A 12,937-nucleotide genomic window follows, 5' to 3' on the forward strand; every position below is an offset into this window, starting at 1 on the left:
GATGTTTTCCTTAACATAAGGCGATTGGCGAACGTTCGTTATTCAAACAGGTTGCGATGCAGCGTTTGGACCACTTGCTCTGCATCAGCGCCGGGTACCAGGAAGCACAGATTATAGCTGCTGGCACCATAGCAGATCATGCGGATATTGAATGGGTCCAGTACGCCAAAAACTTCTTTACCCACGCCGCAGGCTTGAGAAAGCTTATTACCGATCAGCGCGACCAGCGCCAGATTCTCTTCTACCTCAACCCGGCACAACGAAGAAAGTTCGGTGAGCAGGGAGGTGGTCAGCAGGCTGCCGCCGGTAGAGGTCGAACCGGTAGTATCCATGGTCAAGGCGATACTGACTTCGGAGGTGGTGATCAGGTCAACGGAAATATTGTGACGAGCCAGAATGCTGAACACTTCGGCCAGAAAACCGCGTGCATGTAGCATGTTCAGGCTGTGCAGCGTCAGCAAAGTTTGCCTGCGGCGTAGCGCCAGCGCACGGAATAACGGAGGGTTCTCTGTGGTGTTACATACCAGCGTACCGCCCGCTGCGGGCTCTTTGCTTGAGCCGACAAAGACCGGGATATCGCTGCGCACGGCAGGTAACAGCGTGGCCGGATGCAGCACTTTTGCACCAAAGGTGGCCATTTCTGCCGCTTCTTCGAAGGCGATTTTATCAATGCGTTTCGCCGCAGGCACCACGCGGGGATCGGTGGTGTAGATGCCCGGTACGTCGGTCCAGATATCCACACGGCTGACGTTCAGCGCCTCTCCCAGCAGGGCGGCGGTGTAGTCGCTGCCACCGCGGCCCAGCGTGGTGGTACGGCCTTTGGGTTCGCTGCCGATAAAACCCTGGGTAATGACCAATGCTTCCTGCAAACGGGGTTGTAACAGCGTTTGGGCCAGTTCGGTCAAGGCGGCGTTGTCTGGTATCGCCCGGCCAAAATGATCGTTAGTACGCATCACTTTACGGACATCAAACCATTCCGCACGCACGTTACGGCTGTGCAAAAGCTCTACAAAAAGCAGGGTAGACATCAGTTCACCATGGCTGACCAACTCATCGGTCAGTGCGCTGGAGGTAGCCAGCGCAGCGGCTTCTGAGAGCGTGGTGATATTCTCCAGCATGCGATCAATTTCATCACGGACCACCGTAGGATTACCAAGGCGCTCAAGGATGGCGTACTGAATGTGACGGATTTCGTCAAGTTGAGAGGCGCGCTTTTCGCTGTCACAACCATCAGCCAAGGCAACCAGCAGGTTGGTGATACCGGCAGAGGCGGAAAGCACCACCAGACGGACGTTAGGGTTGGACAATACCACATCGGCACTGCGGTTCATGGCATCGAAATCGGCCACGCTGGTGCCGCCGAATTTTGCCACTACGATAGTATTTGGGGATGCTGCTTGATTCATGTAAAACCTCGTGTCAGGGATGCCATTCAAAGGGCACTTGATTTCCATAACCTTGGCACAAGGGAAGAGCGGTAAACAGGGAGCAGGCGTAGAGGTTGAGACTACGATACACCCAGAAGCGCCCCACCTTGCTGACCGCCTTTACAGGCGACCCATGGTGACAACTCAGGGGATTCAGCCCCTGTAGCCGACGTTAATGATTGCCGCTTTCATCACGCCTCGGCGTCGCTCCCCCTCCAGTGCCGTCATCGGATAACGGCTCCTCTGACACTCTACCTGGGCGACGCGCCTCTTCTGGCTTGCACACGGATGCGCAAGTTAGGGTGTTAGAATTAACGAGTTTATGTGCTGCTGTCAATGGGCAAACGGTGAGGGATTTTGTGCGGAGCATTAAGGGGGCTTTTCATGCGTTGAATAGTGGTAAACAGGGGGTTTTTGCCCTGTTTTTATCACGGTGATAACAGCATGTTGCTTGAAAGATAGAGAGTTTGTTGTGGAAAGGTAACAAGGAGAGCATTTCTGTTTGACAGTTAACGCCTATCGCAAGAAAAGAGATCATAATCGCGGGCGAACAGGCTACAATCGGCCCATCTTGTCATCTTCATTCTCAAGCATAAGAGCGTTGCTATGAAAAATATCAATCCTAGTCAAACCGCTGCTTGGCAAGCCCTGCAGCAACATTTTGAACAAATGAAAGACGTACAGATCCGCGATCTGTTTGCTCAGGATAGCGAGCGTTTCTCCAGGTTTTCCGCCACGTTCAACGATCAGATGCTGGTAGATTATTCCAAAAACCGCATTACCGCAGCAACCCTGGAAAAATTGCAGGCGTTGGCAGCAGAAACGGACTTGCAGAGTGCGATTAACGCGATGTTTGCCGGTGAGAAAATCAACCGTACCGAAGATCGTGCCGTACTGCACGTAGCCCTGCGTAACCGCAGCAACACCCCGATCATAGTTGATGGCAAAGACGTGATGCCGGAAGTGAACGCGGTGCTGGCGAAGATGAAACAGTTTTGTGGGCGCGTGATTGGCGGTGACTGGAAAGGTTATACCGGTAAGCCAATTACCGATGTGGTGAACATTGGCATCGGTGGCTCCGATCTGGGGCCTTATATGGCGACTGAAGCGCTGCGCCCATATAAAAACCATCTGAATATGCACTTCGTTTCCAACGTGGACGGCACTCATATTGCTGAAACGCTGAAGCCACTGGACCCAGCCACTACGTTGTTCCTGGTGGCTTCCAAAACCTTCACTACCCAAGAAACCATGACCAACGCCCACAGCGCGCGCGACTGGTTCCTGAAAACCGCCGGTGACCAGCAACACGTGGCGAAGCATTTTGCGGCGCTGTCTACTAACGGTAAAGCAGTGGCTGAGTTTGGTATTGATACCGACAATATGTTCGAGTTTTGGGACTGGGTAGGAGGCCGTTATTCGCTGTGGTCGGCTATCGGTCTGTCTATTGCGCTATCGTTGGGCTTTGACAATTTCGAGCAACTGTTGAGCGGTGCGCATGCGATGGATAAGCATTTTGCGCAGACCCCGGCGGAGAAAAACCTGCCGGTGTTATTAGCTCTGATCGGTATCTGGTATAACAATTTCTTCGGTGCGGAAACTGAAGCAATTCTGCCATACGATCAATACATGCACCGTTTTGCCGCCTATTTCCAGCAAGGCAACATGGAGTCCAACGGTAAATATGTCGATCGCAACGGTAACCCGGTGGATTATCAGACTGGCCCCATCATCTGGGGTGAACCGGGTACCAACGGCCAGCATGCGTTTTATCAGCTGATTCATCAGGGCACCAAGCTGGTTCCTTGCGATTTTATTGCCCCGGCCATCAGCCACAACCCGTTGAGCGATCATCATGCCAAGTTACTCTCGAACTTCTTCGCACAAACGGAAGCGCTGGCGTTCGGTAAGTCTCTGGATGTCGTAGAACAAGAGTTCGCAGAGCAAGGCAAAAAGCCGGCAGAGGTTAAGCATGTTGCACCATTCAAAGTGTTTGAAGGCAACCGCCCAACCAACTCCATCCTGCTGCGTGAAATTACCCCATTCAGCCTGGGCAGCCTGATTGCGCTGTATGAACACAAAATCTTTACCCAAGGTGCCATCCTTAACATTTTCACCTTCGATCAATGGGGGGTGGAATTGGGTAAACAACTGGCGAATCGTATTCTGCCGGAACTGGCAGGGGAAGAGACCGTGACAAGCCACGATGGCTCAACCAATGGCCTGATTAATCGCTTTAAAATATGGCGTTGATCGTGCAGTACTAATCCGCTGTTTTATATGATACCGGCCTGATAAGCCGGTATTTTTTTACTTGGCGTAGCAGTTTTTATTGATCTATATCAGTTAAATTGTACGGTGGATGGGGTTGATCAAATACGAAAAAATAATAAAACTCGGTGAAATATTAGTGAGGAAAAATTCAGGGTTTGATATTTAATATATTTCATTTTCAATATATTATGACATATTCTTCCTGAGCGATGGTCGTGTGCGGTTTGATAGCCATCTGCTGGGCATGTTTACCTCATCGGTAGAGCTGGCCTGGCAAAGATTGTCTACACGATGTAAATAAATTTGTCAGGTAGATCACTGTTTAGTTCGAATTCAGGATAATTCGTTTCGGAGAAATCTATCTACGATATAAAAAACCATATCTATACTAAGTTTATATATTTACCCCTTATGACTCTAGGCTATTGAAAATATAATATTTATCATAGCAATGGGGTTTTTCCTAAATTCTTAACGCAATTTTTTTTTAATTATCTCTTATGATATAAGAATTAAGTTTATCCACTATGCCCTTCTCATTTTAAGTTGTAGGGTGTTGGCTGCCTGCGTTGTTCCACCATTGTTGCTCTATTTATGTGGGCTACTGTGGTTTTGTAGTGTGAAGGGTATACTATAGTTTCTCAGAGACTTAATTTTTACTGAAAGAGGGTATATGTATGAAAAAGATATTGTATCCAGCAATTGTCGCGCTTGCGTTGCTTGGTTCCTCTAGTGCCTGGGCTGCGTTCCCTGTTCTTGGGGCAAAAGGGGTTGCTGTCGCTAAAGGGGCTGGAGCGGTTGCAGTAGTCGTCGCTTGTGCGTTAGTTGCAGACCACTATGGTGATGATGAGCACAGTGCTTCTACCACCACCACGACTCGGACTAAATAACCTGTAAAAGAATAACCGCGTAATAGCCACAGTGCTTGGTGTTGCAGCCAGTGAGTAGAACCTGATGGGTTTATTTGAGTCAATGATTCGCGTGGTCGTGCTTGTTGGAAGCAGATTTTAACGCGATGAACAATGGCGCTACAGAAGTAAACCATAAAAGGTGACCTACATTTTTGTCTGCTGCAACTTTAGGGGCTAAAGGTATAAAAGCGGTTGTTCTTTTTCTCATCTACGTTTCGGGATTGCTCAATTGCGCTATTTATTTTTGTTAATTATATGCTTATCCCTTCAGGCTTGTACGTCAGCTCAAAAGAACGTCAATGATACGATTTATCATCTGCTGTTTGAGTCGTCAGACGTTGAATTGACCGATCAAGAAATTCAGAGTCTCTCTAACCCCAGTGCCTATGTCCGTATTGATGGGCAGCAACAGATTGTGATGGTATTGGGGGCATTTGAAAACGGCGAAGAGAAATGGGTGAGTCAGGATCGTACCTTGATGGTGTTGAGACAGGGGCGGCTGATCAAGACTCTGGGATGGCACGATAATTTACTCAGTGTGTCTAATCTTGAGCAAGACCCTTTGGCAGACCCTCTGCGCTTAGTGGATGGTGCGCGTTGGTCGCACATGCTTTCCTGGACTGAAAATAACCAGGTTCGTTCCGGTTATGCAGAGTCCACCTTTCACCGATTAGAAGATCAACCCTTCACTATTGGCGGGAAACGCCAGATTTATCATGTCATTGAAGAACGCGTCACCGTTGATGACTTGGGTAAAAACTGGGTGAATCGCTTCTGGTTGGAACCGCAAACGGGCACTGTGATTAAATCAGTGCAGTCTATCGGTGCGAATTACTTCCCGATTGAAACTACTTTATTGAAGCAGAGGAATTAATGAGAAAAATTAATCTGCTCCTAAGCACATTACTGGGCTTTTTGTTTAGCCCCGTTCATGCAGAGAGTCTGGTAACGGTTTTTTATTCGGATAAACCATCAGTGACTCTCGAAAATGTGCCTACGTTAGAAAGCTTGGTGGTGAATAACCCAGCCTTGCAAGGTAAAATCTGGTGGCAGGGTGCGGCGATAGCGAAACCGGATGCAAACCGCCTGCAACAGCAGAAGCAACAGCAATTGTTGGCACGTTTGACCTCGCTCAGTACCCTATTGCGGCAAGAGGGGGAGAGCTCTTTGGCGGCAACCGTTGAGAATGTGCATGCACAGCTTGCTGAGCTGAAAGTCGTTGGTCGTCTGTTTGTTCCGCTTGATCCTGACATGATCCAGTTAGATCCAGTCCTTGATCGCCGGTTGTTGGGAGAATATCAGGTCTATGTCACACCAGAACCGAGCAATGTCAGGTTATTGGGGGCATTGGCTCCGCACGGCAAGCGCAATTTTTTACCCGGCAAGGACGTCAGCTATTATCTTTCTGAGGTCCAGCCTCTTGATGGTGCTGAGCACGATATTGCCTGGATCATCACTCCTCAAGGGGAGTCACAACGCGTACCTATTGCTTACTGGAATCGGCTGCATAATGAAATGACGCCAGGGAGTCTTTTGTTTCTGGGGTTTGCTGCTTCCGCATTGCCTGAAGATTTCAAAGACATCAACGAGCAAATTATCTCGTTATTGACGCACCGGATCCCAGACTGATGAAAACACGTTACTTACTTAGCTTGGTTGCGCTGTCTGTTGCGAGCGCGTGTCAGGCGGCTTCATATCCTGCTCCTCTGGGGCCATCCCAGACGGATTTTGGTGGTGCGGGTTTGCTGCAAACTCCTACTGCGCGCATGGCGAAAGAGGGCGAGTTTAGCTTTAACTACCGTGACAATGACCAATACCGGTTTTATTCGGTTTCCGTGCAACCGATGCCGTGGTTGGAAACTACGATCCGCTATACCGATGTGCGAACGCGTAAATACAGTAGTGACCCATCGTTCAGCGGTAGCCAAACCTACAAAGATAAATCTTTCGACGTGAAATTACGTCTTTGGCAGGAGGGTTATTGGCTGCCTGAAGTGTCAGCGGGGGTACGCGACATCGGTGGTACCGGGCTGTTTGATGGGGAATATCTGGTCGCCAGTAAAGCATGGGGGCCTCTCGACTTTACCTTGGGTATGGGCTGGGGCTATCTGGGCAACCGAGGCGATATCAGAAACCCGTTCTGCGACGTCAGCGATCGCTTCTGTGAGCGAAAGAGTGTACACACGTCAACGGGGGGAACTGTTGATCTTAACGAGGCTTTCCGTGGGCCTGCCGCAATCTTCGGCGGTGTTGAATATCAGACGCCCTGGCAGCCATTGCGCCTGAAGCTGGAATATGAGGGTAATGATTATCAGGATGATTTTGCCGGTCGGCTTAAGCAGGACAGTAAGTTTAATTTTGGCGCTGTCTATCGTGTAACAGATTGGGCCGACATTAATATGAGCTATCAGCGTGGTAATACCTTCATGGCTGGGTTTACCTTACGCACTAACTTTAATGAATTAACGCCTGCTCATATTGATCAACCAAAGCCTGATTATCAGCCTGAGCCTCAGGGCAAACAGTTGCAGCAGGACGTGGTGGCCAATCAATTGTCGGCGCTTGAAGAAAATGCGGGTTTCTCTGCACCGAAGATTCAGGTGAAAGATAATACGCTGTACATGACGGGAACCCAATCCAAGTATCGCTATAGCGAAGATGGGATCGAGCGGGCTAACATAATTCTGATGAATCACCTTCCAGAAGGTATTGATACACTGGATGTGACAGAGACACGTTATGGTTTGCCACAGGTGACAACCAGAACGGATGTCAGCAGTTTACGTTCACAGTTGGAAGGATATCCACTGGGGTATGAACAAGTACTGCAACAGAAACGCCTTGACCCACAGTTGCCAGAAAATACCGATCAGGGTTATTACATTGACGATGATCGGCTAAGTTTCACCCTTTCACCGACGTTAACTCAGTCTGTCGGGGGAGCAGAAACGTTTTATATGTATCAGATTGGTTTGTTGGGCAGCGTCAACTGGTGGGTAACAGACCATTTATTAACCAGCGGCAGCGTTTTTGTTAACCTGACGAACAACTACGATAGATTCAACTATACAGAGCCGCCTCCAGATTCTCGCCTGCCGCGTGTGCGCACACATATTCGTGAGTATGTTGAAAACGATGTGTACATTAACGATCTCCAGGCTAACTACTTCCAATCTTTCGGCCATGGTCTGTATGGGCAGGTTTATGGCGGTTATCTGGAAAGCATGTTCGGAGGGGTGGGAGCAGAGATGTTATACCGTCCTTTAGACAGTGATTGGGCGGTCGGTGTTAATGCCAACTGGGTGAAACAACGTGATTGGGACGATATGATGCGTTTCACCGATTACGATACCGTCACCGGGCATGTCACTGGATACTGGAAACTGCCTTTTGCTGATGACGTGCTGGCTGCGTTGAGCGTGGGTGAGTATCTGGCAAAAGACAAAGGTGCGACGATCGATCTGTCTAAACGTTTTGACAGCGGAGTGGTGGCAGGGGTTTATGCTTCGTTTACCGACGCTTCACGGGAAGAATACGGTGAAGGCTCATTCACGAAAGGCTTCTACATTTCTATCCCGCTGGAGTTGATGACCAATTCCCCTTCACGCAGCCGCACGCAGATTGGCTGGACGCCGCTGACTCGCGATGGTGGGCAGATGCTGGGGCGTAAGTATCAACTCTATGGTATGACGTCTGATAGAGATGTCCGCTTCCGTTAAGTGCTAATCGTTAATGTGGGGGATGAATTCAATCCCCCTTATTTATTCTATTTGGGCTCATTTACGGGCCTCATGTCTGAAGATGGATGCGCTTGCCATTTGCAATCCATTAAGCATAAAAATGGCGGCCCAGCGCAGGCCGCCCAAGACACAGGTATTGTTAGAAAAAAACAAAGTACATCAAAGGTCATGCAGTAGACAAAACATCGTAATTCAACATTCACCGCGCCCAACATCATCGAACCCGGTAAAAATTACCCTTTTACACCGCCAGAGGTCAGGCCGCCTACCAACCAGCGTTGTGCCAGCAGGAATACGGCGGTAATCGGAATTGCTGACAATACCGCCGCGGCGGCAAAGTCACCCCACAGGTAGTTTTGTGGATTCAGGTATTGCTGCATCCCCACGGCCAGTGTGTAACTGTTAACGTCGCGCAGCAGCAACGAAGCTACCGGGACTTCGGTGATCGCTGCAATAAATGACAGGATAAACACCACGGCCAGAATCGGCACTGAAAGCGGTAACAGCACCAGGCGGAATGCCTGCCATGGCGTTGCTCCATCCAGCGCGGCGGCTTCTTCCAATGAGTTATCGATGGTTTCGAAATAACCTTTAATCGTCCAGACGTGCAGCGCAATACCGCCCATATAGGCAAAAATCACGCCACCGTGGGTGTTCAGGCCGATGAAAGGAATATATTGGCCTAAGCGGTCAAACAGGGCATACAGCGCTACCAGCGACAGCACGGCCGGGAACATCTGGAAAATCAGCATGCTTTTTAGCAGAGTGCTCTTGCCGCGAAAGCGCATGCGGGCAAAGGCATAGGCACAGGTCGTTGACAGCGTCACGATACCTACGGCGGTAATCGCCGCCACTTTGACCGAGTTCCACAGCCATAGCAGCACCGGGAAAGGCGGTGGTGTGATACTGCCATCAGCATGGGTTACGCTCATACCCAGTGCCAACCGCCAATGATCCCAGGAAATTTGATCGGGGATCAGGCTGCCAGTGGCAAAGTTACCGGAGCGTAGCGAGATCGCCACCACCATCAGCAACGGGAACATGATCAGGGTGATAAAGCTTAACATCAGAATATGGGTGATCCACAGGCGTATGCGCTGGGATTTGGGTTGCACCATGGCCATTGTCGTTCTCCCTTAGAGCCTCTTGGAGTCGGTTCTTAATCAAAATTCATCTTGCTGGCTTTCAGGTTCAAGATCGCCAGTGCGCCTACCAACAGGAAGATCAAGGTAGCAATGGCCGCCGCCAAGCCAAAGTCCTGCCCACCCCCGCCTTCAAAAGCGATGCGATAGGTGTAGCTCACCAGCAGGTCGGTATAGCCGGCTGGTGTCGTGGTGCCGATCATATCTGGGCCGCCACGGGTTAGCAGTTGAATCAGCACAAAGTTGTTAAAGTTGAAGGCAAAACTGGCGATCATCAGCGGTGTCAGCGGTTTGATCAACAATGGGAAAGTGATGCGGAAGAAGTTCTGCATCGGACTGGCTCCGTCCATCGCTGAGGCTTCATACAGATCGTCAGGAATGGCTTTCAGCAGGCCCATACACAGGATCATCATGTATGGATAACCCAGCCAGGTGTTAACGATCAGAATCATGCTTTTCGCGGTGAATGGATCGGTGAACCAGGCGGGTTTAATACCAAAGAGCGCGCTGAGCATCAGGTTAATCTCCCCGAAGCTCTGGTTGAATAGTCCTTTGAAAATCAAGATAGAAATAAACGACGGCACGGCATAGGGCAGGATCAGCAGCACCCGGTAGACCGCTTTGCCTTTCAGTGCCTCCCATTGCACGATGCAGGCCAGCACCATGCCGACAGCAACGGTGAAGATCACGGTCAGCACTGAAAAAATAATGGTCCAGGTGAAGATGGAGACAAACGGTTTCTGAATACCTTCATCGTTCAATACGCGCAGGAAGTTTTTCCAACCAGTGGTCACGGTAAAACCTGGGCTGAGGGTATCTTGCGCCCAACTGCCATCGGCATTGATGGCCTGATAAAAACCGGTTTCTGGATTGGGGCGATATTGGATTTGGGTTTGGTTGTCGATCAGCGTACTACCGTCTTTATCTAACGTATATAAGGGGCTGGTACCGGAGAATTGGCGCAGGGAACTCATGCGCAGTTCACCCCCTTCCGGTAATTTTGCCACGATCAGATTCAGCGCCTGGCGGTTTTGGGTCACAACCCGCAGCGTCGCACGTTCACCGACGGGGGGCGAGTTTTCAACGCCCAGTTTCAGCGTTTGCGTTTCGCTAGTCTTCAGACTGAATGGCTCAGAAATCAGCAACTGGCCGCTGTCAGGGTGAGTGAGCTGCAATTGCCAGTGCTGGTTGTCCGTTGGATAGAGATTGAAGGTAAAGGTTTTGCCAGTCTGGAACTGGCGCTGCATCAGCACTGATTGGGCGCGTTCAAAAGTTAACTGGTTGGTACTGCTGTAGTTGGTAAAGGCGATGGCGATGGTACAAATCAGCGGGAACAGGATAAACAGCCCCATACCGGCGATCCCTGGGTACACGTAGCGCCAGGCATAAGCACGGCGGTTGGCAAACACATAAAGCCCGGCACTGACCAGCACCAGTGTCAGAATAGCGAATAAGTATTCTCCCTGTGCATACATCAACACAATCAGATAGCCAGTCACCAAACTGCACAGGCCAACGAGCAGCCATTTCAGAATGTCACTTTGCCACCACTTCGATTTTTTTCGCGCGGGTGAACCGGCGTGAGCTAATTGCATAGGACATTCCTTTCTGGGGTATTACAGCGGGATGTTGTCAGCATCCCGCACAACTTAAGGGCTCCATGGGGGCCGGATGTTACTTGATGATACGGGCGTGCGCATCTTCCAGCGCGGCTTTCACCGTCTGGCGCCCGGTGATGGCATTGATCACGGCACTGCGCATCGCATACCAGAAGGTGCTCATCTGTGGGATATTTGGCATGATTTCACCGTTTTGCGCGTTCTGCATGGTGGCGGCAATGCGTGGGTCTTTCGCCAGATGCTCTTGGAACGATTTCAGCGCCACGGCACCCAACGGTTTGTCTTTGTTGACGTCGGCCAGGCCCTGATCGGTCAGCAGGTAATTTTCCAGAAATTCTGTTGCCAGCTCTTTGTTCGGGCTAGCGGCGTTGATACCTGCGGTCAGTACACCCACAAACGGTTTGGACGGTTTGCCCTGGAAGCTAGGCAGCAACGTTACACCATAATTGATTTTACTCTGCTCAATGTTCGACCAAGCCCACGGGCCGTTGATGGTCATGGCGGTTTGGCCTTTATTGAATGCGGCTTCAGCAATCGAGTAATCGGTGTCGGCGTTGATGTGTTTGTTTTTCACCAGATCGACAATAAATTGCAAACCTGACTGTGAACCGGCATTGGCTACGCCGATGTCTTTAACGTCGTATTTGCCATCGGCAAATTTAAAGGCATAACCACCGTTGGCAGCAATAATCGGCCAAGTGAAGTAGGGTTCCTGTAGGTTCCACATGATGGCGCTTTTGCCTTTAGCACGCAGCTCCTTATCTAAAGCAGGGATCTCTTCCCAGGTTTTCGGCGCTTCTTTAACCAGGTCTTTGTTATAAATCAGCGACAGTGCTTCAACTGCGATCGGATAACCAATCAGCTTGCCGTCAAAGCGAACGGCATCCCAAGTGAATGGAAAGATTTTTTCCTTAAAGGCATCAGAAGGATGAATCTCTGCCAGCAGGCCTGATTGCGCGTAACCCCCAAAACGGTCATGCGCCCAGAAGATGATATCCGGGCCGTCACCGGTGGCAGCAACCTGTGGGAATTTCTCTTCCAGCTTGTCTGGGTGCTCAATGGTGACTTTGATGCCGGTATCTTTCTCGAACTTTTTGCCAACTTCGGCTAAGCCGTTATAGCCTTTATCGCCGTTGATCCAAATAACCAGTTTACCTTCTTCGATCTTGGCAAAAGCAGAAGAGGAGAGCACCAGCGTGGTTAAGGCCGAAAGCGCCAGAATACGTGCGCTTCTTGTCATTCTGAGATTCATGATTCTATCCTTCTGTGGGCACTGCGATAAGGAAGCAATTTCCCGCTCATAGTGGGCCACAATCGGAAACTTTCTCATCCTCCCCCCTTCTACGCCCCATACCTGAGTAATGTGATCCAGTTAACATTACACTCTGTTCTGTGGTATCAGGCACAAAAATAGAGGGCTATTTTTGTAAGGCTGATCACAAATTTGTCTTATGTAGGGAACTTTGGCCAAGAACTGTAGTTCTCTCATCCTCCCATCTCCTCCCCCATGAAAAATCCTGTTACGGATGATTACCCCTTCTTGCCATTACCGCACTATCAGCAGCATTGACTTTGCCGCCGTGTCCAACAGGGGCTGGATTACCGATGACTGTTGATGAAATCCGTTGGTATCAGCAGGGAGCTATCGAACAGCGTACGTTGGCGAATCGCCGCCAGCAACGTGACAACTATTCAACGTTACTGCCAGTTTCTGCGCCACGGCTTGGTCGATGGCGCAAAGCCAAAAGCATCATCAATGGGGTTTGGCGGGTTTGGTCTTTGCCATTTTTACACGAAATGTTAGCTGCGAAAGCAGGGGAGTAA

Annotated in this window: 10 protein-coding genes and 1 riboswitch; of the genes, 6 read left to right on the plus strand and 4 right to left on the minus strand. The window is 50.0% G+C overall.

Annotated features, from left to right (window positions below; translation table 11 throughout):
* Nucleotides 1-38: 38 nt before the first annotated feature.
* Entirely contained in the window at nt 39-1,406 is a 1,368-nt protein-coding gene (gene lysC / locus Z042_RS06300) for a lysine-sensitive aspartokinase 3 (protein ID WP_024913355.1), read from the minus strand.
* 108 nt (nt 1,407-1,514) lie between these two features.
* A riboswitch (Lysine riboswitch) is annotated at nt 1,515-1,708 on the minus strand.
* A gap of 325 nt (nt 1,709-2,033) precedes the next feature.
* On the opposite strand from lysC, the gene pgi reads away from it, so the two are divergent.
* The 5 genes from pgi to Z042_RS06325 all read left to right on the plus strand — a co-directional run bounded on the left by pgi (nt 2,034) and on the right by Z042_RS06325 (nt 8,331).
* Nucleotides 2,034-3,680: a glucose-6-phosphate isomerase gene (gene pgi, locus Z042_RS06305; RefSeq protein WP_024913354.1), complete on the plus strand. Its 1,647-nt coding sequence runs from the start codon at nt 2,034-2,036 to the stop codon at nt 3,678-3,680.
* Nucleotides 3,681-4,378: 698 nt separating this feature from the next.
* On the plus strand, nt 4,379-4,591 hold the full coding sequence (locus tag Z042_RS06310; protein ID WP_024913353.1) for a hypothetical protein: 213 nt from the start codon (nt 4,379-4,381) through the stop codon (nt 4,589-4,591).
* A gap of 364 nt (nt 4,592-4,955) precedes the next feature.
* Entirely contained in the window at nt 4,956-5,486 is a 531-nt protein-coding gene (locus Z042_RS06315; protein ID WP_236849220.1) for a YjbF family lipoprotein, read from the plus strand.
* Nucleotides 5,487-5,587: 101 nt separating this feature from the next.
* Entirely contained in the window at nt 5,588-6,241 is a 654-nt protein-coding gene (locus tag Z042_RS06320) for a capsule biosynthesis GfcC D2 domain-containing protein (RefSeq protein WP_236849221.1), read from the plus strand.
* Nucleotides 6,241-8,331 (plus strand): YjbH domain-containing protein, encoded by a 2,091-nt coding sequence (locus Z042_RS06325; protein WP_024913350.1) that lies wholly within the window; start codon nt 6,241-6,243, stop codon nt 8,329-8,331. The genes Z042_RS06320 and Z042_RS06325 overlap by 1 nt, the downstream gene beginning before the upstream one ends.
* A 254-nt stretch (nt 8,332-8,585) precedes the next feature.
* Here the strand turns inward: Z042_RS06325 and malG are convergent, their stop codons facing one another.
* The 3 genes from malG to malE form a co-directional block, all read right to left on the minus strand.
* Nucleotides 8,586-9,476, minus strand: a complete 891-nt coding sequence (gene malG / locus Z042_RS06330; protein ID WP_024913349.1) for a maltose ABC transporter permease MalG — start codon at nt 9,474-9,476, stop codon at nt 8,586-8,588.
* Between the two features lie 35 nt (nt 9,477-9,511).
* The gene (gene malF / locus Z042_RS06335) at nt 9,512-11,089 is read right to left on the minus strand and encodes a maltose ABC transporter permease MalF (RefSeq protein WP_024913348.1); all 1,578 of its coding nucleotides are present in this window, start codon (nt 11,087-11,089) and stop codon (nt 9,512-9,514) included.
* 79 nt (nt 11,090-11,168) lie between these two features.
* Nucleotides 11,169-12,353 carry a maltose/maltodextrin ABC transporter substrate-binding protein MalE gene (gene malE / locus Z042_RS06340; protein ID WP_024913347.1) on the minus strand — a complete coding sequence of 395 codons (1,185 nt, stop codon included), beginning with the start codon at nt 12,351-12,353 and terminating at the stop codon, nt 11,169-11,171.
* 365 nt (nt 12,354-12,718) lie between these two features.
* Between malE and Z042_RS06345 the strand changes: the two genes are divergently transcribed.
* Nucleotides 12,719-12,937, plus strand: a complete 219-nt coding sequence (locus tag Z042_RS06345) for a hypothetical protein (RefSeq protein ID WP_024913346.1) — start codon at nt 12,719-12,721, stop codon at nt 12,935-12,937.

Origin of the sequence: Chania multitudinisentens RB-25 (genome assembly GCF_000520015.2) — a bacterium.
Classification (GTDB): domain Bacteria; phylum Pseudomonadota; class Gammaproteobacteria; order Enterobacterales; family Enterobacteriaceae; genus Chania; species Chania multitudinisentens.

What these genes read in the sequence shown, in the direction of transcription:
- pgi (WP_024913354.1), top strand. Translation starts at nt 2,034, where the DNA reads ATGAAAAATATCAATCCTAGTCAAACCGCTGCTTGGCAAGCCCTGCAG.
- Z042_RS06325 (WP_024913350.1), top strand. Translation starts at nt 6,241, where the DNA reads ATGAAAACACGTTACTTACTTAGCTTGGTTGCGCTGTCTGTTGCGAGC.
- malE (WP_024913347.1), bottom strand. Translation starts at nt 12,353, where the DNA reads ATGACAAGAAGCGCACGTATTCTGGCGCTTTCGGCCTTAACCACGCTG.
- lysC (WP_024913355.1), bottom strand. Translation starts at nt 1,406, where the DNA reads ATGAATCAAGCAGCATCCCCAAATACTATCGTAGTGGCAAAATTCGGC.
- malF (WP_024913348.1), bottom strand. Translation starts at nt 11,089, where the DNA reads ATGCAATTAGCTCACGCCGGTTCACCCGCGCGAAAAAAATCGAAGTGG.
- Z042_RS06310 (WP_024913353.1), top strand. Translation starts at nt 4,379, where the DNA reads ATGAAAAAGATATTGTATCCAGCAATTGTCGCGCTTGCGTTGCTTGGT.
- malG (WP_024913349.1), bottom strand. Translation starts at nt 9,476, where the DNA reads ATGGCCATGGTGCAACCCAAATCCCAGCGCATACGCCTGTGGATCACC.
- Z042_RS06345 (WP_024913346.1), top strand. Translation starts at nt 12,719, where the DNA reads ATGACTGTTGATGAAATCCGTTGGTATCAGCAGGGAGCTATCGAACAG.